Raw genomic sequence first — 23162 nt, 5'->3', positions numbered from 1 at the left:
TCAATGTCCGTGCCGTACGATCTCGGCGGCGATCGCCGAAAGCGGCAGGACCCTGTCGGCGGCGCCAAGGGCGATGGCCTCTTTAGGCATACCAAAGACGACGCAGCTTGATTCGTCCTGGGCAAGCGTGAAGGCGCCGGCCTTCTTCATATCAAGCAGGCCTCTGGCGCCGTCATCACCCATGCCCGTCATAATGATGCCTACGGCGTTAGGCCCCACCCTCTCGGCGACGGAGCGGAAGAGCACATCCACGGACGGCCGATGATGGTTAACAGGAGGTCCGTCTTTTATCTCGGCATAGAATCGGGCGCCGCTCATACGCACCTGCATATGCCGGTTCCCCGGAGCGATGACGGCAAGCCCCGGGCGAATCTCTTCGCCGTTCACCGCTTCTTTTACCTCGATCTGGCTGAGCGAATTCAGTCTCTGCGCGAACTGCGCCGTGAAGCGCTCGGGCATATGCTGCACGATAGCGATGGGCGGCGAAAGCGGCGGAAGATCCGTCAGAATCATCTCAAGGGCATTTGTTCCGCCTGTGGACGTTCCGATGGCCACAAGCTTGTAGGTCGTACCTGCAAGAGCGGGTCCGCGCGATACGATGTCGGGCGCAGAAGGCCGCTCCCTGCGCTTCGCCAGACGTGATACGTTCGAGATGGAGGCGGCGCGCACCGCATGCAAGAAACGATCGGCCGACTCTTCAAGAAAACCGCCTACGTTCAGCTTCGGCTTTGTGATGATATCGACGGCTCCGCTTGCCACCGCCTCCATCGTAAGAGCGGCGCCTTCTTCAGTTAAAGAAGAACAGATGATTACAGGCGTCGGGCGCTCCGCCATGATCTGCTTGAGAAAGGAGATGCCGTCCATACGCGGCATCTCCACATCAAGGATGATAACGTCGGGCCAGGCCACCGCCATCTTCTGCTGCGCGAAAACAGGATCTGATGCCGTCATGATCTCGCGCACCATCGGATCCTTTGAAAGGATGTTCGTGAGGTTCCGGCGCACGACAGCGGAGTCGTCGACAACAAGGACGGTGAATTGTTTCATCATACTCTGTCCGGATCGGGGTCGACCCAGTCCGGAGCCTTCTCCTGCTTCTGTAAATAAACGTGCCCGCTCCAGAGATCGAAGATGAGCTTGCGGTATCGGTATCCGCCCGTATCGGTGGCGACGATGCGAAAGCCGGCTGCATTCAGCAGGGTAAAAGCGGCATCGACGTTAGCCTGCCCCACATGTCCGGCCCGCTTGAACTTTTCGTCGATGCGCGAGAACATATGTCCTCCGCCGAATACCTTCGCGTGATACTCGGACGGACGCCCCGTCCCCTTTGAAATCTCATCAAGCATCATCTCGACGACGCTATCGGCATACTTCGGATGCCTCTGGCCTTTTCCCCCGGGCAGCATGAAGTGACACATGCCTCCTGTATGATGTACGGGATGCCATAACGCTACCGATACGCAGCTTCCAAGAAGCGTCCGGATGCGCGTATTCTCTCGCCCCCAGTAAAACTCTCCTGGATGCAAGAAAACGTCAAGAATCGAATCAGGCGGATCGATCGGTTTATATTCGCTCATACGATTTTCAAGAGATCCTTTCATACACTGCGGTCTGTACCAGTTTGAATCGTGTTTTCAACCCGTTCAGCGATTCGGAATGCCCGATCATGAGAATGCCCCCTTCGGGCATCACAGAGGCGACACGATCGACGACGCTCTGCTTCTCCTCCTGTCCAAAGTAGATCATGACGTTACGCAGAAAGACGATATCAGGCCGGAACCCTCCGGGAAGAGAAGAGAAATCCATGAGATTCATCGTATCCAGCTTCACCTGATCCCGTATCTCGCGGCTCAGCGTGAAGTAGCCTTCCATCGAATCCCTCCCCTTTAAGAGGAATCGAGATCGATAGTATTCGGGTATCTGGTCGATTCCCGTCATCGGATAAAGCGCCGTCCTCGCGCGGGCGACGCTCTCGGCGCTGATATCGGTGCCGAGCACCTGCCAGCGCGACGATCCGAGTCTGTCTTGCAGAACGAGGCCGATGCTGTAGGCCTCTTCGCCCGTAGAAACGGCGGCGCTCCAGACGTTAAGCGGATAGCGTTGCAGCGAATTCAGATGCCGGGCCAGGAACTTGAAATGCTCGGGTTCACGGAAGAAATGAGTCACATGCGTCGTTATCAAATCTACGAATATCTCGCGCTCTTCGCCCGACGAATCGGCGGTCAGATAGTCGATGTATTCGCTGTAGCTTGACAGACGTAACAGGCGCAACCGTCGCGCAAGGCGTCCGGCCATAAGCGGCACCTTGCGATCATCCATCTTGATGCCCGTGTACTGAAATACGAGATCGGCGAGCGTTTTGAACTCCTTCGCCGTCAACGCAGCATCGACGATGTTATTCGGCCTGTTCAGCGGCGCCTCCGTCTTCGTGCGATCTTGCCCCCGCAAGAGCCACCTCTTTCAGCTTTTCAGGATCGATCTCTTTCGCAAGCGCCGCTATCTCGTCAAAATCCAGCATGGACGCCGGATTGAGCAGAATAACGATGCGATCGTCAAAGCGACCCATGCCTCTGATAAAATCCGTTCGAATGCGCGCCCCGAAACTCGGCGGCGGATCGATATTCTCAGGCGGGATGGCGACGACCTCGTTCACCGTATCGACGAGAATACCGGCGACGAGATCTTCATCTTCGCGAGGTACCTCAAGAATCAGGATGCAGGTACGCCGCGTGATATCGATGGCGCGGCCCTGAAAGAGCCGGGCCAGATCGACGACGGGAATGACGTTGCCGCGCAAATTGATCACACCGGCGATGAAGCGCGAGGTGCGCGGCACGCGCGTCGGCTCACGATGCTCAAGAATCTCACGCACTTTTAGAATCTCGATTCCGAACTCGTCGCTACCGAGACGGAAGGTCAGATACTGATTCGCGTTTACTCGAAGTACAGCCATACATCCTCCTAACAGGCAGCTGAAAAAGTCCATCCGTGGACTTTTTCAGCTGACGGATTTTTGAGCTAAGCCCAAAAATCCTTACAAAATGGCCTTTTCCCAAAAAGGCCATTTTGGCAAAACATCCTATTTTGCCTTAGCAGGCTGCTTTTTCAGCAGCCTGCTAAAAACGATCGAATTTCGATTCGTCGATGGGTTCGGGTTTACCGGAGCGTCCCTCTTCATTCTTCATGCGCGCCACCTTCACGCCACGATGGGACGATTGGGCTGCCTGCTCGCCCTTTCGAACGACGGATTCCATGTTCTTCACGCGAAAGAACTGCACGAGCTTCTGCAGATCCTGCGCCTGCCCGGTCAGCTCTTCGGCCATGCTCGACAGCTCCTCAGAGGCCGATGCATTCTGCTGGGTAACGCGATCGAGCTGCCCCATCGCCGAGTTGATCTGATCGACGCCTTGCTTCTGTTCTTCGCTTGCCGCCGAGATCTCACGAATCAGATCAGAGATCTTTAAGATGCTCGGTATGATCTCAGAGATCAGCGTCCCGGCACGCTCGGCGACGTTTACCGAATTCTTCGCGAAGTTACTGATCTCACCGGCATACGACTGCGAACGCTCTGCAAGTTTACGCACCTCATTGGCCACAACGGCAAAGCCCATTCCGTGCTCGCCGGCCCGTGCGGCCTCGATTGCAGCATTCAGAGCCAGCAGATTCGTCTGGTAGGCGATATCTTCGACTGTGGCGATGCGCTCGGCAATATCCTTCATGGCCTGCACGGCCTGCTTCACGGCATCTCCGCCTTCGTTTGCATCCTTAACCATCTTGGTGGCCAGTTGCTCGGTCTGGCGCGAGTTGTCGGCGTTCTGCGTGATCGTGCCCGACATCTCTTCAAGCGACGAGCTTGTCTCTTCGACGCTGGCCGCCTGCTCGTTCGCACCCTGACTGAGCGTCTGCGATGTGGAGCTGACCTGCTCCGAGGCGCTGGCGATATTAGCCGTTCCCGAGAGCACGCCCGAGATCACCTCGCCGACGCGCGCCACCATATCAGAAAGCGAATGACCGAGAGCGTCCTTTTCAGAACGCACGAGCACATCGATCGTCATATCGCCCGCGGCCATTTTCTCGGCGTCATTTACAATACTGCGAGTCGCATCGATCATCTTTTTCATGGCCCGGGCCAGCATACCCGTCTCGTCGCGAGCACGATCCTCCAGCTCAATGTTCACATCACCGAGCGCCACCTGCTCGGCTGCCTTGACGACCATGCCTAACGGTCGCGTGATGCTGAACGTGAGCATCAGGCCGAGGCCCAGGCCAAGCGCGAGTGCCACACCGGCCGTCAAAATGATCGTATTGCGAGCATTCTCGTAGGTCTCATTAGCGTTTTTCAGGGCATCCTGGGCCTGGGTTTCGTTCATACCAACCAGTTCGACGACCTTTTTCTCCATGGCGAGGAGTGACTCGTGCATATTCTTATTGTAAAAATCCCAGGCCATCTCGTCGCCTTCATCGCCGTTCTTCTGCCGCAGAGAGATCATCGTTTCCAGATTCTTACGATAATCGGGCATCTGATTCATGATCTCGTCGTAGATACGATGCTCCTCCTCTTTAACGATCAACTTCTCATAGGCTTTGAGATTTTCTTCCATTTCGTCGAGCGCCTGTCGCATACGGCCAATATTGAAAGCCTGTCGGCTGGCATCATCTTCAATCAAAACTGCCCTTACCTGCCTCTGGCTGTCGTTCAGAGCGATATTAACCTGCTTCATCCTGGAAAGGCCGGCAAACTGAATATTAAAGATATCAACAGATACCTGATTGAGCGTGCTCGCCGCGTTGACGCCCACAAAGCCGACAAGGCCTGCTAATCCGACCACGATTAAAAAGCTTACGATCAGCCGGGGGCCGATCTTGATATTATTTAGCCATCTCACAGCATAGCCTCCTGCTATTACCCTTTTCTATTTCTTTTCCTATCTCAAAGATGTTCGCCCGGATATTTTTGCCCGAGACGCACATCGTCTTTTCTTCTGTATCTATAGAACGCCCTTGTTCAAAGAGAAGATTTCAGTCTACATAGACGTCGGCGAGCTCGCGCTCGATGTTCTCTTCGACCATACGGTCGTTCAGTCGACGTACCTCGGCAAGCAGCGTGCCCGTATCGAGGATCATCGCCACAGAGCCGTCGCCCATGACGGCAAAGCCGCTCAGTCCTTTCGTTTCTTCGAAAAGCTCGCCCAGCGGCTTGATCACCGAATGCATGCGCCCAAGAAGGTCATCAACAACAAGCCCCGCTTGCAGGCTACCGGCATGCACGATTACCAGGTTGCGCCGACTGCCCTTCTCTTCGGGTTCGCCGAAAAGCTCGTTCATGTTGATGAAAGGGATGACCTTGCCGCGCACACGGATGAAGTTCTGTTCTCCGACGACGAAGTCCTCCGCCCGAAACTCCATACATTCGTTCACCATATCAAGAGGTATGGCATACTGGTTGTTGCCCACGCGCAACAGGAAGCCGTCGATATTGGCAAGCGTAAGCGGTAGAATAATGCGAAACATCGTTCCTTTGCCGCGCTCCGATTCGACTTCGATCCTTCCGCGCAGCGATTCAACGTTCTTGCGCACAACGTCAAGACCCACGCCTCTGCCCGATAGCTCGGTCACCTCTTTCGCTGTGGAGAAGCCAGGTTCGAATATGAAACGGTAGATCTGATCCTCACGAATCGGATCGCCCTCGTTATACAGCCCTCGCTCTACAGCGCGCCGCAGGACGGCATCGGGATTGATCCCATGTCCGTCATCAGACACCTCGATGATGATCTCTCCGGCGCGATGCGAGGCCGACAGAGTGATCGTCGCCTCGCGCGGTTTGCCCGCTCGCTCTCTTTCCTCAGGGGACGATTCAATGCCGTGATCGATGGCATTGCGCACCATATGCGTAAGAGGATCGGCCAGGTGATCGATGAGGTTTTTATCAAGCTCCGTCTCGCCGCCGTGAAGCACAAGCTGCACCGGTTTGCCGAGCTGCAAACCCATCTCATAGACGACGCGCGAGAAGCGAGCGAATACGGTCTCGACGGGAACCATACGCAGCTTCAGGCTGTTTGTGCGTATCTCTGTGAGCAGCCTTGACATGCGGTGCGATAGCTCTTCAAGATATTCGTCTTTCAGATTGAGGGCCATCTGATGGATAGCCGAGGCGATGACGACGGCCTCACCGACGCGATCGACGACAAGATCGAGTTTGTCGGCATCAACACGCATAGAGCGCTTCGTCTTAGCCTTCGCCGCCTTCTGGTCCGCTGCAGCGGCCTTCGCTGCCGGAGCGGACTTCGCCGTCTTCTGCTCTCGGACCGCTTCTCCGCTCGCATGGCCGATTGCGATCAGAGGCTCGACGGTTAACTCAACATCGTGAGCGGCAAACTCAAAGGCGTCGACGATCTGCTTGTGATTCAACGTAGAGCGATAGACGATATCAAAGCTCAGATAGGCGCTCTGCGGGTCAAGGTCGGTCAGGACGGGCAGAAGCGAATCATCGACGGCAAGCTCTTCTATCTTTCCTTTTTCGGTAAGAAAACGCAAGAACGGATACGGATCGAGACCGTTTGCAAGCAAGTTCGGCTTGCAGCGCAGATGGATCTTCCATAGTTCAGAAGCCCTCTCGCCGGCGACGGCCTCCTGCTTCTTCTGCTGCTTCGGCGCCTCTTCACCGGCCGCCTCAAGCAGCAGAGCGACCGCCTCTTGCCCCTCAGCAAGAAGATCGTCTGATTCATAACGACCGTTTTCGTAGCTTCTCATGCGATCAAGAAGATGATCCTTGCATCGCAGCACGGCGGCGATCAGCGTATCGGTTAACTCGATCCGCCCTCCGCGCACGCCGTCGAGCACATTCTCGAGAGAATGCACGAATTCGGCGATGGCACCGAAATCATACATGCCCGATGTGCCCTTGATCGTATGTGCGGAGCGAAAAAGCGAGTTGAGAAGCTCCGGATCGCGCTCTCCCCGACCGATACGCACCAGATTGAGCTCCATGCTCTCAAGCATTTCCCGCGTTTCGACGGCGAAATCTTCAAACCCCTGTTTTTCTCTTGGATCAGCCATCTTCGCCTCCCGAGACGCTCTGCTGTGAAACCGACCCGGCTCCGGCATCAAAGACATCGCGCAGATTATAAAATGAGAGCAGCCTTTCTACGGGCTCCGACATCGCGACGCAGCGAAACGACTGCCCCTTCGCCTCACGTTCTTTCTTAAGAGAGAGTAATATCTGAACGCCGGCCGTATCAAACTCCGTTACACCGCCGAGATCGAGGACGAATGCATCGTGGGATCGCTCAAGCAACATGGAACGCACTGAGGCAGCGTTTCTTATTCGGAATTCCCCATCGATTCGTAGACGTTCCTCTATATTACCCTCAGGATTTATCTGATCTCCTGAATCGTTCATGAACACCCCTCTGTATTGTTAGAAGTGATCCCGTACCCCGGCAGCCTCCGGGTCGGGTCTTTAGAGCATCAGGCGCGCGACGGCATCAAGCAGCTGCTCCATACTGAAAGGCTTATTCAGCCAGGCGCGCACGCCGAGCTCCATGCCCTTCTCACGCATCGCTTCCTGCGATTCCGTTGTAAGCATGATGATGGGCAGGAATCTATACTGCTCATTCGCTTTGATCTGCGTTACAAACTCCAGCCCGTCCATGACCGGCATGTTTACGTCGCATACGACAAGATGAAGATCGGGATTGAGCTTCTGCAGAGCATCCTGTCCGTCTGTCGCCTCGAAGATCTGATATCCCTTGCTTTCAAGGGCAAGACGCACGACCTTGCGCTGCGCCGCCGAGTCATCAACGATAAGAATATTCTTTGCCATTCGTTCTCCTACCTCTTTCGCCCCAGAACGGGACGACGCCTGCCAGTAAAGGTCAAACGATTTTCAACTCATGAATAAAAAAACACCCAAAAAACGGTCCTTCCGTGACAGACCCTTTGATCGAGCAGCTCATTCAATCTATCTATTTTCGACAGCGTGAAAAGCGAATTCCAGCAATTTTGAAAAAACAGTGGACAATCCCTTCGGAGCATGGTCCAATCATGTAACGGTTATTTAAGGAGAACATTGATGAAACGTATCAACCTTCGCTCCCTTCTGCCAGTAGCAGTCGGAGCCATTCTTCTCGCCGGATCAGTTCTTCTCGCTCAAAACCCTGCCGGGCCGCAACGCGTCAAAAACGCATGTGCCGCCGACATCCAGAAGTTCTGCGCCGGAATCGAACACGGCCAGGGCCGCGTCTATCAATGCCTGAAACAGAATGAGGGCTCGCTTGAGGCGAACTGCAAGGCACAGCTGGACCGTGCCCGCGCTCGCATGCAGGACGGCGCTATGGTATGCCAGGATGACATCCTGAAATTCTGTGCCGACGTGCAGAGAGGCCAGGGTCGCATCTATCAGTGCCTGAAAGCAAACGAAGCTGATCTGACTGCGGCCTGCAAGGCCCATGTGCAAAGAGGTCCGGGCCAGCAGAGGCCGGGCAAATAATTCAACCGCCGGCCAGAGCATCGTCTCCAGCGGGCGGTCTATCGGGCGGTTAACGTCCTTCCAGGCAAAGACCGCTCCCCTCAAAATGACAGCTCAGAGGGGAGCGGTCACCTGAAGCTGATCAAACCTTCTTCAACATCTGCGACGGCGCAGCAACGTTGCGCCACATGCATAAAAGCATCGACCACGCGCGCCGAATACCCCTCAACGCGCATCAGTTCTTCGGTCTGGACGAGCTCATGCTTGAAATGATCGGGGTTTTGCAGACAGATGAATCGGCATCCCAGATATTCATACTCGCTAAAAAAGTGATAGTGCCCGTGAATATAGATCTCGGGTCGAGCAGCATTGAATAGCTCTTCAAGCCGCTCGCGATTCTGATCGGCGAAGATCCAGTTCGGCCGCTTTATAAGCCGGAATGCTTCGCGGATCGTTTCATGCGCCACCATGATGCGGATCTTCTGCCCTTCACAATTCCGAATGCCGCGACGGATCTCTTCATCGGTGATGTTTTCTTCGGGGAACCAGTCCAGTCCTTCTGTGCGGTAGGCACGATCGTAGGATGTAGCCCCGCCGCAATAAACGAAGCCATCGCCGACAAACCCGCGGGGGATATACGTGGCATCGTAATGCTCGCTTACTTTTGTAGCGTCATTAGAAGCAGCTCGCCTGAGAGCTACATGGTCTTCGTGGTTGCCGTCGATAAAGGAAACGGGCACGGGCAGCTTCGACTTCGGATACCAGAGCCAGGAGGCCTGCAACGGCCAGAATCCGAAATCGCCGACCTGCACGACCCGGCTTATACCAGAAACGCGATGCAGCATGAAACGCACAAGAATCTCGAGGCTTTCAAAATCCGAATGGATGTCGCCGATGAAAAGGGTGCGTCCCATGTCGCTCCTATGAAGCGGCGATGACCGCTCTCCGTCAAGCGTGAATTGAACTTGCCCGCATAGCAGGTCCCGGGCTGCATACCGATATGTCTTCGCGCAGGCTCTATGCTCGCTTCTTCGCCATGATCTATGATCCTTTCATGCACAGCATTGAAAGACGCGTTCTATCACATCATCGCAAAGAGCTGTTACAAGGCCTGCACGGGCGTATCGTTGAAATAGGAGCCGGCTCCGGCGCGAATCTCTCGTTCTACGTCACATCTACCGTTAACGAAATCATCGCCGTCGAGCCGAACCGCCATCTGTGGCAGAGAGCAGAAGAGAAACTGAAACACCTGGCCGATGCTCTGCATATACGTCCGCTACATGCGGGCATTGAAGAGCCGTCGGTCAGCGAAGCGATCGGCGACGAAAGCGTCGATGCCGTCGTATGCACGCTTGTCCTCTGTACCATCCCGCATCCGAAGCAGGCCATTGAGAAGATCTACAGATGGCTGAAACCTGGAGGCCACCTTGTCGTGCTCGAACATATCCGCTCACACCAAAGAAACACGGCCTTCTTCCAGGATCTTTTCACGCCGGCCTGGAGGCTGGCCGCAGATGGATGTCATCTGAACCGCGCTACCGATGTAGCCCTTCGCGAATCCGGCCTGCTCTTAAAAGAAGAGGCTTATTTCAAGTATATGCTTCCTTTTTACAGAGCGGTCTACACGAAAGGGCCGACTCCCTCGAAGACCGGCCCCTGAAAACGACGGCCGGCCGGCGAGACGTCACCGACCGTAGATCTCTCCTTTAAAATCCGAGGGCGTCTCTACCTCGAAGGCCAGTCGTATCTTGCGCTTTTCTCCCGATGCAAGGCTCATACTCCAGCGCAAGATGCCCGACTTCTCCACCTCTTCCGTAAAACCGGGCGTCGTCTCGGGCAGGATGCGAACCTTTACCGACTCCAGCTCTGAAACGGGGATGCGCTCGAATACCTGAATGGATCGCGCCTCTCCGCCTTCGTTACCGACTTCAAGATCGATGATCGTGCGGAAGACCTTGCCCGAGAAAAGACCGCTCTCTCTGTATGTCTGCACCTCGCGACGCAGCCTGACGTTGCGATCCACGCCAAAGCCGACGACAAGATTGGCGCCCGACGGCGTATAACCGATTTCTCCGCGGCCGGTAAAGCCCGAATTACGATAAGAATCCACGGGACCGGCGAGCAGCGGGAAGGGACGATCGTTCTTTAACGTGACGGCAAGATGCGCCGAACGCTGCTGCGCTCCGACGATGCGATAGGATTCCTGGACGGGCTTCAACGTGAACCGGGCGATCGTTAACCGGAAGGCGCGCTCCGCCGACGGAATATCGGCCCGACCGGGAATCAGGAAAACGGGCGAACCCGTGTTCTCCTCGACCGAGGCGTAGCCGCCCGTATCGCCGTCCGACCCCGGGCCGCTCTCTTCAACATCTGGCCGCTCCACCTCTGCCTCTGCCTGCTGAATCTGCTCGCGCACCTTCGCCTCACGGGCCGAAACGGATAACGATCTGAGCCCGGGTCGTTGCGCTCCGTAGGACGGCCTGGATGTCGAGAGGCGGACCTGAACGTTGGTCCAGTCTTCGCCCGTCTGCTGTTTTACGTTACCGTAATACTCGACAAGGGCGCCGCCGTCTTCCTGGTGATGGATGCCATACGAAACGCTCCACGAGGCGCCGCGTATATGATACGAAAAGCCTACGGAAGCGATTCCCTGCTTCGCCACCTGGACGGTAATCTCTACCGTGCGCTTCGATCGCTGCCCCTCGCTGCGCAAGCGATCGATATCTTTCTGCAATATGGAAAGTTCCTCGGCAATACGCTCGATGCGTTCGACGCCTTTCAGCTCCTGATTCTTGGCCTCAAGCGCTCTTTTCGCCACAAAGTCCATGGCATCGGACCAGCCCGTGGGGCTGCCCGTTTTTTCGACGGACTCCTTTGAGATGGTTTCGGTCAGATACTGACGATAACGATCGAGCCCCTGTTGATCGAGTCGCGCCCGCTCAACGGCCGCCTCTTCGCGAGAGCGTTCCTGTTCGAGGGCCTTTTTGCGTTCATCGAGGGCTCGCAGTTCGTCGCTGCGGATCTCTTTCTGACGCTCCACATACGTCGACACGCTCTGCACGACGACGCCGTCATCATCTGAAAACCCGCGCAGACTCGACGGATCAAGGGCCGAGCTTGCATCGGCAAAGACGAGGATCTGACGACCCTCTTCGAGCATGATCTTCGCCTCTCTGCTGACGAGAACGCGGTCCGGATACACGATGACGGATTGCACAGGCGGAGCAAATCGCTTTCTCTCATTGCCGTATTTTGCCTCTTCTCTCGCCTCGGCACCTCCCTGGGCGAACGTCGAAGCCGTGATGAGAGCGATCAGAGCGGCACCAAAACGCGCCGCTTGACGCAACAAAGCATGTGATGTTGAGTATGGGCTTTTCATATCAGTTCTCCACTCCCGTTTCGTTCATCACAGGCAGAACGTCGGCCCCGTGTGTCAGGTCATAGACGAGACGGATCTTTCGAATCTCGCCAGGCTTCAGCGTCAGCCGGAATCTATAGATCCCTCTTTCTGATTTCTCAAGCGGCGAAGGCTCCACCGAGACGACGTCGACGCTGACGCGCTCATCGGCCGATACGGGAATACGTTCGAGCAGATCCAGCTGCACCGTCGAACGACGCTGATTGCGTACCGTAATGTTTACCTCGGTGCGATTGCTGTAGCTGCGACTGATCAAACCCTCGGTCTTGCGAAAGGTCCGCTCGCTACGCTGGATGCCGACCTCTTCGTTGGCGCCAAGATGTAATGCGAAGCTCTCGCCTCCTGAAACGGTGGGCAGCGTCGCCTCGCCCGTATAATCCATGTTGTGAAAGACCGAAACCGGCCCCGAAAGCAGCGGAACCTTATCGGCATACCTCGCCCGCCCGACAAGATAGGCAAGGCGCGCCCTGGCCGGAGCCGATTCATAAAGCAGGCTGACGGGTAACTCTTTTTCAAACAGAAAGATACGACGGAAGGCGCCATCGGAGCGAATCGTCTCTGATCTCTCAGATGTATAACGATAATCGAATCCTCTCGAAGAACGCACGGGAGGAATGAGATTTGACGTGAATCGTTTCGCATCGATCATCTCAAGCGCCTGCCGGCGGATGCGCAGGGATTTCTGCTCTTCTTCGGCGAAGAGACCCTGATGAGCGGGAGACAGGCTGCGGATATTCTGAATCACGCTATCGCTGTATTCAAGGGCGCGATCGTACTGGCCGGCCGAAAGGCTGCGATCCCGGTTGAGTATATTCGTGCGGAACTCGCCGAGAAGCGCCTCTACCTGCTCCGTGCGATTGCGCGCTCGTTTATCCTGGACGATCTCGTTATTCTTCTGGAAGTATTCCTGCGATTTTCCGGTCTGAATATTGAGCTTCTGTCGCACGACCTCGTCTTTTGGCTTGAGATCGGGCTCGCCGTCATCGACGACCTGCTCGCGGGCGACCTCTTCCTGAGCGACCTGAACGGCCGGCGAATCCCTGCGCTGCTGACTCGGCGAGGGCGCCGGCTTTCGCGACTCTTTACTATAGAGATCTATTTTCTTGCTTTCTTCAAGGACCGATCGAATCGCCCATGTGGATAACACAGGCAACCTGGAGGACTCGGCCGGATCGGCCGCCGAGAAAACCGGCCTGATATTTTTCCAGTCCTCGCCCGTTTCATTCCTGACCAGGGCATACACCGAAAGTCGAACGCGCGCCGACTCTTCGGCCGATTTGCTGATCACGCGAGCCTGGTACACCGGAAACCAGGACGCTCCACCGATACGATATTCGAGCGTGAGGTCACGCCGTTCTTTCTGCCTGCCGTCGAAAGCAAAACGCACGGCTACCGTCTTGCGACTCTGCGCTATACCGCTGCGAAAGCGTTCGGCAACGGCGATGGCGACGGCAAGGTCCTCTCGCGCACCGTCGATCTGCTCAAGAAGCCGCTCCGTTTCGCTCTGATTCTTGAGAAGCTGCGACTGCATGAAATTCAGCGTATCCTTCCAGCGATCCGGATCAAGGGGCCGCCCTGCTTTCGGATCAGCAGGCGCCGCGCCGACATGGATCTTGCGAATCGCCGCCTCTTCATCGCGCAGCATCACATAGCGATTGCTCAGAAGGCGAAGACGATTCTCGGCATTACGCAAGCGCTCCTCGGATTGTCGGGCCTCCTGCGATCGGTAGAGCTTCTGATATTCCGTATCTACGCGAATCTCTTCGATCTTCACGCCCGCGCCCGAGAACGATACTCTGACGGAGTCTTCGTTCAGAGATCCAGGCAGATCGTCGATTCGCAATGACTGCATCCCTGGTTCGAGAGTTAAAGAAGCGGTGCGACGAATCAACGCCTGGTCGGAATAAAGCTGCACCGACGTTATCGGCGGCTGAAGCCGATGCTCCGTCGGAGTGGCGCCGACCAGCATCTGACTGCCATGAAGAAAGATGCCCGAGAAAAGGACGAAAAAAGCGGCAGCGCCCAACCCTGCCCGATTTCTGGAACGCCTGTTTTTCATACACTCTCCTGAGTCGATTGGACGACGCCGGCCCGACAACGTTCGTTCTTTCTATATTCCACCGAGCCTCTACTCTTCAAGAAAAAGGATTGCAGCAGAAGGAGCGGCACGGACAGCTACTTGATGCTTCCCGTTCAGCGTATCGTTCATCTTGCCCTGTGCGCAAGCCCTCTTTTTGCAGGCGTGGCCTTTTATTTTTTACGTTCGGCCAATCCGATGGCAGTATCGACCGAGCCGTCTCTAACCGAGATCTTCAGAATGGTCGGAGCCGTCTCTGCCCTTGGAGGCGCCGCGGCCGCACTCTTTCTTCCGCGCCTGCTTGCAAAGGCAGCCGAGCAGGATTTTCAAATCCGCCTGCTCTCGTGGGCCCTTGCCGAAGGGGCGTCGCTCATCAATCTCGTCTTCTTCTATTTAACGGGCAACGGCGAACATATCGTTGCCGCCGCCGTCAGCTGGATCTTCCTTATCTTCTCAGGACCAAAAACGAAAGGATAGGATTTTGTAATCGGCGAAAGTCTAATAACAGATAAACATGAAAGCACCCGACATATTCTTAACACATTCCGGAACCGGGCATGCCGACGATCTGCTTGCCTTCAGCCTGGCAAGGCTTTTATGGCCCGACATCCGCCTGATTCGCACAAGAGACTTTCGCATTACCGATGAAGGTATCGACGTTCTCGCAGGCGAAGGCAAGGGGATGCATCGAGACGGAACGTTTGTCGTCGCCGACGTGGGCGGCATCTACGCCCCTGAGCGACGCATCTATGATCATCATCAACCCGGTTCACCCGTAAGACCGGACGGGCATCCGTACTCCGCTGCCGGTCTTTTCTTCAAACATCATGGCCGCGACATCTTGCGCAACCTGAACGCCGACGCCTCTGACGAAGTGATCAACGATGCCTTTCGAGATATCGACGAGGCCATCCTGCTTCCCGTCGATCTATCGGATAACACCGGTTGCAGCTTCTACGAGCCCGATACGGACGTGAAAGGCTTTATGTTCAGCGACTACATCGCCCTTGCTCGACCCGGACTGATCGCCGACTTCGAAGAGACGGCGATGGGCTGTGCGGCCATCCTTCGTATCGGCATGCAGCAATACCTCGACGCCAACTATCGCGGCCGGCAGCTGAAGAAGCTCGGCGAACGATGCGGCGAAGAGGTGCTTGCCGTCGATGCCTTCTATCCTTCGGCGCGCCGGTATCTTGAAACGACGCCCGTGCGCATCCTCGTGCATCCGAATCCCGAAGGACGATGGAATGCACGCTGGGTGAAGGACGGTCTCTTCCCGCACGCATGGCGCGGTCGTATCGACGGCGAACTCGAAAAGGCATCAGGCATCAGCGGCGCCGTCTTCTGCCACAGAAGCGGACATCTTGCCGTCGCGAAAAGCCGCGACGAGGCCGTCTTACTTGCAGAGCTGGCCTTACGATCGGGCTAATTTCAAAAGGCCGCTACGCTCAGAAGCCACTCTTGCGCTTTCTGAGTCTGTATAACAGATAGGCCGTTGCAAGCGTGCCGACGATCAACGGGGTCAGAAATACCGACACGAGCTGAGCGCCTCCGCTCACGCCATCAATCGTCAGCGAGAAGGCGGTCGCAACAAAAACAAAGATAAGAGCAAGAAGCCCGGTCCGGAGCCAGCGCAGTGCGGCAGCGAGGGCTAAAAGCAGTCCGAACACTGCGAAGAGCAGACGTCCGACGGTGCCCTCTATCCATCCCGTAAAAAAAGGCCAGGGCAAAGCAAGCACAGCTGCCACGACGGCAAAGACGGCCGTGAGAGAAAGAAGCAGCGGGACAAGAGCGGGCCGATCCAGCATCTTCTCAGAGATCTGGCCTGCGAGCCTGTAAAAAAGCCAGCCCGGTATCGCCATACCGATCACAAAACAGGTGGCGATGGCCGCCGTCCGTGCCGGCTCGATCAGTCGTTCATCGCTCACAAAAACAGGCACAAGATCGTACAGAGCGGCAACCCAGGACAGGGCGAAAAGAATATGAAGAAGCGCCGTCGAAAGCGCCAGGTCCCTTGCCCTATCGAATCCAAGCAGAAGCCCGCCGCCTGAGATAATCCATACGAGGATTAGCCCGACGTAGGCCGCTGCCACCGGAACAAACACCGGCAGCGCATCAGAAAAAAGCAGAGCCAGGCCTGCTACAGAGAGCAGCAGTCCGTAAATAAAGAAGGAAAACAGAGTAACTCTCGACGGGGTTCCAGTCATAAGCCGATTTCGTCCACGCCGCCACTCTGGCATCTCAAAAAAGGGATGTACTTTCTTCCCTGTTCTACGTCTCTTCTGTTATAGAAGCTATAGAAGCCTTTTTTAAGGCAGTTTGAAGAAAGATGCCTTCTTTTCTGGGGGATGTCTCAAAAACCCGTTCAGCGTGGAGCGTTTGTCATTGCAGAGAACAGAAGAAGAAACACCGCATCAGAAAATGGAAGCGACGCTGCTTCCCGAGATCAACCGACGGGTGCTCGCAGGAGAGCCTCTAAAGCGCATTCTGCAGTTCATCTGCGAGCAATCGGTTGAGATCTTTGATGCCGGCTTTGTGTGGATCGGGCAGAAAGAGCGCGATGGTCGCATCCGGATGCTTGGCGCCGCAGGCAGCGCCGGGCATTACCGGGACGAGCTGGAGCGGATCGGCATCCGCTGGGATGACGACGCCCTCGCTGCCGGCCCCGGAGGCCAGGCCATTCGAACCGGCCGGACCGTTCACACCGCCGTGCTCGACCCGGACTTTGAGCCCTGGAGGGAGCAGGCACTGGCCGCGGGACTGCATTCTGTTATCAGCGTACCGATCACCGTCGGCGATCGCGTGCTCGGCTGCTTCTCTCTCTACTTCCGCCATGGCCAGGACCTCATCGGCTCGAAAACGATGCTACGCATCGAGCAGATCGGCGAACGCATCTGCCTGGCGGTGGAGCGCATGCTCGATCGTCAGCGCATCCATGCCCTCTCTGCAGCGCTTGAGAAGGCCGACGACGCCGTCTTCATCACGGACCCTTCCGGTACGATTCAATGGGCCAACGAGGCGCTTGCCATTCAAAGCGGATACGCCCTCGAAGAACTGATCGGCCAATCGCCGAATATCTTAAAGTCCGGAAAACACGACAGGCCTTATTACGATCGGCTCTGGCAGACCGTTCTCAAAGGCGAGATGTGGATCGACGAAACCATTGAGAGAAACGTGCGCGGCGAGAACTATATCGTGCGGCAGACCATCACGCCCATCCTTGACGAAGCGGGAGAGATCGCCTGCTTTGTCGCGATCCATCACGACATCACCGAGCGCAAACAGACAGAAGAGAAGATTCGCCGGCTCGCCCACTACGACTCGTTAACCGGCATCCCCAATCGCGCCCTTTTCTATGACCGGCTGCACCAGGCCATCTCTCTCGGCGAACGTCATCACAGGCGCTTTGCTCTGCTCTATCTCGACCTCGACGGCTTCAAGCCCGTCAACGATCTTTACGGACATCGCTGCGGCGATGCCGTATTGCGTATCTCTGCCGGTCGCATCGCCGGCCAGGTGCGATCGAGCGATACGGTTGCCCGTCTGGGCGGCGATGAGTTTGCGATTCTGCTTCACGATGTGACCGAAGAGCATGCCGCTCATAGGATCGCAGAAAACGTAATCGAAGCCGTCTCCGCTCCCATGAATGCCGAGGGACAACAGATCGAGATTGCAGTCTCTATCGGCATCGCCTTCTTTCCGCATTCGGGGCGCGACGCCGATGCGCTCATTCATGAGGCCGACAGGGCCATGTACGAGGCAAAGCGCGCAGGAAAAAAGACAATCCGCACGGCGGCCTTTCAGAATCGTTGATCTTGCGATGCGCTACCGCACACGCCCCGAAATACGCTGCCCCGACTGCTATCTGCTCAAAGAAAGCTGCCTCTGCGACTCCGCTCCGCAGATAACGATTCGAAGCGCTCTAACGGTCGTTCATCACAGCGCCGAGCTTTTTAAAACGACTTCCACCATTCGATTGCTACAACTCGCGATTCGTGATTGCACGCTGCATCTTCGCGCCGGCAGCATACCACACGAGCGGCCGGCGCCGATCATAAAGCGTCGCCCCGTTCGCATCGCCCTCTTCCCGCGTGAAGACGCCGTCGAGTTAAGCGAGCTTGCGCTGCGGCATCGCCCCGACGAGATCGAGCTCATCGTTCCTGACGGAACCTGGAACCAGGCCTCTCGCATCACGCGGCGCGATCCGCATTTCAAAGATGCCGTCTTCGCGCATCTGCACATCAAGGAGCCGTCGATCTTCGTCTTACGAGACCAGGCCGAGAAAGGCCGCACCAGCACCTTCGAGGCCGTCGCCGCCGCTCTGGCCATCATCGAAGGGCCCGAAGTTCAAAAACAGATGATGGATTTCTTTCGTGAGGCCGTGTATCGCATCCTGCGCTCAAAGGGCCTGCACCGTGATTCGCTGCGCGACGCGTGATTGTGCTTTTCGAAACGATTCACAGGAGCTCAAGCGAGCGACGGTCCCAGTTCAGTACGGCCGTGCGCCGTATCATCTTTGCCGCAAGCTCCGGATGCTCCGTTCGCAGAACGTCGGCGGCAAAATCAGAAAGGAATCTTGATTTCAGCTCGGCGCGGGCGCGGTCCATACCCTGCTCTGAATACGGCGACGAAGCAAGCAAAAGAAAGCCATCGTCTGCGATGCGCCCGCTTCGCATGTTCTCGGCAAGGATCGCACCGGCCTTCGCAATAGGGCCCGACAGATCGGGACTGTAAGGGCCCACGATGAGAGCGACGTTCGGCACATGCAAGAAATCAAACCCGCGACCGATACAGAGCGCCCATTCGCGATGCTCGGGCTCCTGAAAGCCTTCGCGATTCACCGTCGTCCCGACATGTTTCAGATTCCCGCGCACCAGCGGCAGAAGATCGCGCAGTATCGAAGAAGGCATATCGGGAAAAAGCGATCGAAAACGATCGGGTAGATCCGCCGCCTCTATTTTCTCATTCAGAGGATCAAAGACGCCATCGCCGTGAAAGAGGAGCGCCTCGCGATCCGTTTCAAATCCGCAGACGACGGGATACACGACGTCTTTGCCGAAAAGATGTATCGCCTGATTGCGTATCTGCTGCCCGTGCTCGAAGGCCTTCTCGCGATCATAGTGAAAGCCGGCGCATCCCCATTCATGACAGCTTGCAGAATAATGGTACGTAATAAGAAGTAGAGTGCGATTGCCGGCCGCCATGGCCTTCTGCACCGTATCCATGAGGATCTCGCCGAGATACGGCCATCCCAGATCAAACATCCCGCCGAGGTTACGAAACGGACGGATAATACCCATCGGCATCCTGGTAGCCCAGGGAATATGCACGCGGCCATCCATGCACTTCAGAACAAGGACCGATGTCGGATGTCTGGCCAGATACAGGCGCCGCTTCATCTGCTCGTCGGCCGAACAAAAGCGCTCAGAATGCTCCTGGCCGAGCCGGAGCAGCCGCTCAATGCGCTCCTCTATCGGCCCGTGAAACAGCATGCCCTACAGCCTTACCACCATAACGGTGGCGTCGTCCATCTGCTCGGCGCCTTCGATGAAATCGTTTACGTCGGCAAAGATTGCCTTAACGATCTCTGTCGGCTCAAGATGGCCGAGCCGGCGAATCAGGTCAAAGAGGCGATCCTCGCCGTACTGTTCGAAATTCTGCTTCTGCGCCTCAGAGATGCCGTCGGTATACAGCACGAGAAGATCTCCCTTGTCATAGTGGTAGATCTTCTCGCGATACTCCGCCCCTTCAAACGTTCCAAGCGGCGGGCCCTGCCCTGAGAGGGATTCAATGGTGCCTGTTCTTGCCCGATACAGAATCTGATGATTGTGCCCGGCCGATGCAAGGCGCAGACGATCCATGTCGCGCTCCACCTGCACAAGCATGACCGTCACAAAGAGGCCCATACGCGAATTGCGTATCAGTTCGGCGTTCACCTCTGTCAGCGATTTTACCGGATGTATGAGCCGGGGGATGTGCGCTGCAAGCAACGTCTTCGAATATTCCATGAAAAGGGCGGCCGGCACGCCTTTGCCCGAAACATCGGCCATGACAAACGACATCAGGTTTTCAGAATGATAGTGGAAGTCGTAGAAATCGCCGCCCACGTCGCGACAGGCCTCATAACCGGCCGCCATCTTAACGCCGGCAATCTCGGCAGGGATCTCGGGTAACGAATTGCGCTGAATGTTCGCCGCCGTCTCAAGATCTTTGCGGTACATCCGAATCTCGATCTCGCGGGACCGGGCATCGAGCCTCTGAATGGCCGATGAAAGCTGCGCGGCGATGGTCGTGAGTACTTTGAGCTCGAATTGATCGAACGGGTTGCCGTTCTTTTTATCCGCCGCGTTCAGAAGCCCTTTGACGTGGTCACCGACAAGGATGGGCACCGATATAAAAGAAGACGTTCGATACCGGCCTGCATTCTCCGTTGTGAAACCGAGATCGCGAACAAGGTCGCGCACAAGAAGCGGCTCTCCCGATTTCAGGACCATCGAGGCCACCCCGCGCTCGGGATCGATGCGCAGATCGTTCTCTTCAAGACTGAATCCGCGCGTGCGGTGAATCTTGAAGTCGCCCGATGCTCTCTCGCGAAGAGCGAGCGAAAGACGCTCGACGTCGAGCACCTCTTCGATGGCCGTCAGGATAGCGTCAAGCATGGGCTCAAGATCGTCATGCTCGTGCAGAGAGCGCGAAATCTCATGGATACAGTTCAGCTCCTCCATGCGATCCATAAGATTCGCATACAGTCGCCGGTTATAGATGGCCAGGCCGGCCATTGCCGAAAGAAAGGTTAACAGTCTGACGTCGCGGCTCGTAAAATCCCGGCCATCCATCGTATTGACCGCTTCAAGCACGCCGATAAGCTCTCCGCGCGCCTCCATCGGAACGGCGATCAATTTTCGCGTAACAAATCCGCTTGCCTGGTCGATCGTGCGCAGCAGCCGCGGATCGCTCTGCGCGTCGTTTACGATGATAGCCTTTCGCGTGCGGGCGCATTCTCCGGCAATCCCCTGCCCTTTTGGAATTCTCTTGCGAGCGAGGATGCCGCTTCGCTCGCCGCGGGCGATATCAAAGATCAGTTCTTCGGAGTCCCTGTCATAAAGAAGCAACGACGCTCCCTGCGTATCAAGCAGCTCGCGCGCCGTATCCATGATGACGGTAAGCAGAATAGGAAGATCAAGCTCGGAATTGATCCGCGTCGTGATCCCGCTGATCTGCTTCAGGGTAAGAACATCCTTCATCGGCGCTCCGCAGAGACGCTGCGACGCAGCCGATCAAGGATGATCGCCGTGGCACGGCTCTGGTTAAGAGTATAAAAGTGAATCCCCGGAGCTCCCTTCGAAAGCAGCTCTTCACACTGACGCAGCGTAAACTCCAGACTCAGATTGAGCAGAGCCTCAGCATCATCCTGGACGCCGGCAAGCGACTTAACAAGAGAATCGGGAATGGCGCATCCGGCCATGGCCGTGAAGCGCTCGATCTGCTTGAAGGCCGTGATCGGCATGATGCCGGGGACGACAGGCACCTCAATGCCGGCCGCTCTAACCTGATCCACAAAGGAGAAATACTTTTCGTTATCGAAGAAAAGCTGCGTTACGAGGAAATCCGCCCCGGCATCGACCTTGCGTTTTAGGTTGCGCAAGTCTTCTGCTGCAGACGGCGCCTCTCCATGCACCTCGGGATAGGCGGCCGCTCCAAGACAGAAATCAAGGCCCGTCGAGCGAATAAACGAGATCAGCTCGTTTGCATAACGAAATCCGTCGGCCGGAGCCACAAAGGCCGTCTCACCCTTCGGCGGATCGCCGCGAAGGGCCATGATATTGCGAATGCCATCAGAATACAGGTCTTCAAGGATGCTGCGGATCTCTTCGCGTCCCGAGCCCACACAGGTCAGATGCGCCATGGCCGGGATCGCATAACGATCCTGGATACTGCGAACCCATTCCCGGGTCTTCGCCCGAGTCGAGCCGCCTGCGCCGTAGGTGACTGACACAAAATCAGGTTCCAAGGCCTTCAGATCTTCGATGGTCTGCATCAGCAGACGCTCTCCATCATCATTCTTGGGAGGGAAAAATTCAAAGGAAAAAACCGGTTGTTTTTTCTTCAGTCTGTCCGAAATTCTATGCATAAAAGGATCAACCGCGAAGCGACACGAGCAGAATCCTATCTTCCCTATGTTTCATCCACTCATTTTTGTAAAAAAACTGCCTTTAAGCCCGGTTTTCAACCTGCTCTCACTCGGCATCATCCTGTTTGGAGCGGCGCCGCTCTTTGCCGGTTCTCTCTTTGACCTCTCGCTTTCAACGCAATCCCTGCTGGGGGTGCTTGATCGCTTCATTTTGCTGTTCTTCCTGATAGAAAGCGCGCTGCGTGTCGCACGCTTCCCTTCTATAAAAGAATACCTTACAAGCAGCCTCTTCTGGATCGATATCTTCTCACTTCTGCCACCGGCCGCCCTGCTGATTATCAACCCTGACGATCCACTCCCTGGAGATCTTATCTTACGAGGAGGCCGCCTGCTCCGCCTCGTTCCTCTCTACCAGTTTTTTAGCCAGGAGCGATCAATGGGATTGCGACCGAGCGGCTCGCGCATGGAATTCCGGCTGCTCAGCTCGTCGGCGCTACTCCTGTACCTTTTTCTTCTTTTTGGTGGAGTGGCCATGAGCGCCATCCATGACAGATTGAGCAACGAGGAGCGCAGCTCCAGGCTTCTGCGGATCAAGAGGTACATGGATACGCAGGGCCTGCAGGGCATTCAGGAGCTATTTCCCGATCGCATATTAAAAATTGAAAAACGCACCCCTGGCGAATCCTATGAGCTCTATCTTACCGACCAGACCTACATTCAGACCCACATGCGGCATCAGCGGGATTTCGTGTACGTGGAAGGGGCAAGCCCTGAAGAGGCAGTCTTAATCAGCTTCTTCGATCTGAACCGGCGCCAGATACAGTTCGAGGCCTCGCTACTGGCCACGGGTTTACTGATGATCGGCGCACTTGCGGTTCTCTTCCATCGATACTTCCGGGACCGCATTCTCTCGCCCGTAGAACGAGCGCGTCGCGTTATGGAGCTTCGCATCCTCGGTGAAGAGATTGAAGCATGCGAGATCCCGCCAGGAGTGGATAACGAAATCACCGAGCTGATCGACCGCATGGACCAGTTCTATCTTACCATGCGTGAACCCGCCGAAAAATGA

General features: G+C 56.1%; 21 protein-coding genes and 2 pseudogenes. 7 read left to right on the top strand and 16 right to left on the bottom strand.

The genetic code is table 11. From position 1 onward, the window contains the following. From LEPIL_RS21170 to LEPIL_RS21135, 9 genes and pseudogenes are all read right to left on the bottom strand, one after another. Window positions 1-1050 (bottom strand): protein-glutamate methylesterase/protein-glutamine glutaminase, encoded by a 1050-nt coding sequence (locus LEPIL_RS21170; RefSeq protein ID WP_002775925.1) that lies wholly within the window; start codon window positions 1048-1050, stop codon window positions 1-3. Continuing rightward, a complete protein-coding gene (locus tag LEPIL_RS21165; protein ID WP_002775924.1) occupies window positions 1047-1601 on the bottom strand; it encodes a chemotaxis protein CheD in 555 nt (184 codons plus the stop codon). Before LEPIL_RS21165 ends, LEPIL_RS21170 begins: the two co-directional genes overlap by 4 nt. Next, a complete protein-coding gene (locus tag LEPIL_RS21160; protein ID WP_002775923.1) occupies window positions 1585-2448 on the bottom strand; it encodes a CheR family methyltransferase in 864 nt (287 codons plus the stop codon). Before LEPIL_RS21160 ends, LEPIL_RS21165 begins: the two co-directional genes overlap by 17 nt. Then, window positions 2396-2953 (bottom strand): chemotaxis protein CheW, encoded by a 558-nt coding sequence (locus LEPIL_RS21155; protein WP_002775922.1) that lies wholly within the window; start codon window positions 2951-2953, stop codon window positions 2396-2398. Before LEPIL_RS21155 ends, LEPIL_RS21160 begins: the two co-directional genes overlap by 53 nt. A 366-nt stretch (window positions 2954-3319) precedes the next feature. Next, window positions 3320-3923, bottom strand: a pseudogene (locus tag LEPIL_RS24225) (methyl-accepting chemotaxis protein); the annotation flags it as partial. A 183-nt stretch (window positions 3924-4106) separates the two neighbouring features. After that, window positions 4107-4886: pseudogene (locus LEPIL_RS24220) on the bottom strand (MCP four helix bundle domain-containing protein); the annotation flags it as partial. A gap of 133 nt (window positions 4887-5019) precedes the next feature. Beyond that, window positions 5020-7056: a chemotaxis protein CheA gene (locus LEPIL_RS21145; RefSeq protein ID WP_002775920.1), complete on the bottom strand. Its 2037-nt coding sequence runs from the start codon at window positions 7054-7056 to the stop codon at window positions 5020-5022. Further along, window positions 7049-7399, bottom strand: a complete 351-nt coding sequence (locus LEPIL_RS21140) for an STAS domain-containing protein (protein WP_002775919.1) — start codon at window positions 7397-7399, stop codon at window positions 7049-7051. Before LEPIL_RS21140 ends, LEPIL_RS21145 begins: the two co-directional genes overlap by 8 nt. Window positions 7400-7459: 60 nt before the next feature. Continuing rightward, the gene (locus LEPIL_RS21135; RefSeq protein ID WP_002775918.1) at window positions 7460-7822 is read right to left on the bottom strand and encodes a response regulator; all 363 of its coding nucleotides are present in this window, start codon (window positions 7820-7822) and stop codon (window positions 7460-7462) included. Between the two features lie 249 nt (window positions 7823-8071). Between LEPIL_RS21135 and LEPIL_RS21130 the strand changes: the two genes are divergently transcribed. Continuing rightward, window positions 8072-8488 (top strand): cysteine rich repeat-containing protein, encoded by a 417-nt coding sequence (locus LEPIL_RS21130; protein WP_002775917.1) that lies wholly within the window; start codon window positions 8072-8074, stop codon window positions 8486-8488. A gap of 107 nt (window positions 8489-8595) precedes the next feature. On the opposite strand, the gene LEPIL_RS21125 is transcribed toward LEPIL_RS21130, so the two are convergent. Then, the gene (locus tag LEPIL_RS21125; protein WP_002775916.1) at window positions 8596-9381 is read right to left on the bottom strand and encodes a metallophosphoesterase family protein; all 786 of its coding nucleotides are present in this window, start codon (window positions 9379-9381) and stop codon (window positions 8596-8598) included. A gap of 86 nt (window positions 9382-9467) precedes the next feature. On the opposite strand from LEPIL_RS21125, the gene LEPIL_RS21120 reads away from it, so the two are divergent. Then, complete coding sequence (locus LEPIL_RS21120; protein ID WP_002775914.1) at window positions 9468-10127, top strand: class I SAM-dependent methyltransferase; 660 nt, start codon at window positions 9468-9470, stop codon at window positions 10125-10127. A 24-nt stretch (window positions 10128-10151) separates the two neighbouring features. Here the strand turns inward: LEPIL_RS21120 and LEPIL_RS21115 are convergent, their stop codons facing one another. Next, the gene (locus LEPIL_RS21115; protein ID WP_002775907.1) at window positions 10152-11846 is read right to left on the bottom strand and encodes a mucoidy inhibitor MuiA family protein; all 1695 of its coding nucleotides are present in this window, start codon (window positions 11844-11846) and stop codon (window positions 10152-10154) included. A gap of 1 nt (window position 11847) precedes the next feature. Next, window positions 11848-13944, bottom strand: coding sequence for a mucoidy inhibitor MuiA family protein (locus tag LEPIL_RS21110; RefSeq protein ID WP_002775905.1), 2097 nt, complete (start codon window positions 13942-13944; stop codon window positions 11848-11850). A 123-nt stretch (window positions 13945-14067) separates the two neighbouring features. Between LEPIL_RS21110 and LEPIL_RS21105 the strand changes: the two genes are divergently transcribed. Then, window positions 14068-14439: a hypothetical protein gene (locus LEPIL_RS21105; protein ID WP_002775898.1), complete on the top strand. Its 372-nt coding sequence runs from the start codon at window positions 14068-14070 to the stop codon at window positions 14437-14439. Between the two features lie 37 nt (window positions 14440-14476). Further along, a complete protein-coding gene (locus LEPIL_RS21100) occupies window positions 14477-15391 on the top strand; it encodes an MYG1 family protein (protein WP_002775896.1) in 915 nt (304 codons plus the stop codon). A 19-nt stretch (window positions 15392-15410) separates the two neighbouring features. Here the strand turns inward: LEPIL_RS21100 and LEPIL_RS21095 are convergent, their stop codons facing one another. Next, window positions 15411-16169, bottom strand: a complete 759-nt coding sequence (locus LEPIL_RS21095; protein ID WP_002775895.1) for a hypothetical protein — start codon at window positions 16167-16169, stop codon at window positions 15411-15413. Between the two features lie 214 nt (window positions 16170-16383). Between LEPIL_RS21095 and LEPIL_RS22715 the strand changes: the two genes are divergently transcribed. Together LEPIL_RS22715 and LEPIL_RS22710 are read left to right on the top strand one after the other, a co-directional pair. Continuing rightward, window positions 16384-17775 carry a diguanylate cyclase domain-containing protein gene (locus LEPIL_RS22715; RefSeq protein ID WP_002775893.1) on the top strand — a complete coding sequence of 464 codons (1392 nt, stop codon included), beginning with the start codon at window positions 16384-16386 and terminating at the stop codon, window positions 17773-17775. A 7-nt stretch (window positions 17776-17782) separates the two neighbouring features. After that, complete coding sequence (locus LEPIL_RS22710) at window positions 17783-18400, top strand: DTW domain-containing protein (RefSeq protein ID WP_002775891.1); 618 nt, start codon at window positions 17783-17785, stop codon at window positions 18398-18400. A gap of 19 nt (window positions 18401-18419) precedes the next feature. Here the strand turns inward: LEPIL_RS22710 and LEPIL_RS21080 are convergent, their stop codons facing one another. From LEPIL_RS21080 to metF, 3 genes are read right to left on the bottom strand one after another with little or no spacing between them, the layout of a single operon-like run. Further along, the gene (locus LEPIL_RS21080; RefSeq protein ID WP_002775889.1) at window positions 18420-19454 is read right to left on the bottom strand and encodes a hypothetical protein; all 1035 of its coding nucleotides are present in this window, start codon (window positions 19452-19454) and stop codon (window positions 18420-18422) included. Between the two features lie 3 nt (window positions 19455-19457). After that, complete coding sequence (locus LEPIL_RS21075; protein ID WP_002775888.1) at window positions 19458-21206, bottom strand: GAF domain-containing SpoIIE family protein phosphatase; 1749 nt, start codon at window positions 21204-21206, stop codon at window positions 19458-19460. Further along, window positions 21203-22093: a methylenetetrahydrofolate reductase [NAD(P)H] gene (gene metF, locus LEPIL_RS21070; RefSeq protein WP_002775887.1), complete on the bottom strand. Its 891-nt coding sequence runs from the start codon at window positions 22091-22093 to the stop codon at window positions 21203-21205. The genes LEPIL_RS21075 and metF overlap by 4 nt, the downstream gene beginning before the upstream one ends. Window positions 22094-22139: 46 nt before the next feature. Between metF and LEPIL_RS21065 the strand changes: the two genes are divergently transcribed. Continuing rightward, on the top strand, window positions 22140-23162 hold the full coding sequence (locus LEPIL_RS21065) for an ion transporter (protein WP_002775886.1): 1023 nt from the start codon (window positions 22140-22142) through the stop codon (window positions 23160-23162).

The sequence above is a fragment of the Leptonema illini DSM 21528 genome, from assembly GCF_000243335.1.
Classification (GTDB): domain Bacteria; phylum Spirochaetota; class Leptospiria; order Leptospirales; family Leptonemataceae; genus Leptonema; species Leptonema illini.
The sequence above is the reverse complement of the archived record's forward strand: the minus strand, read 5'-3'. Positions and strand labels throughout refer to the sequence as shown.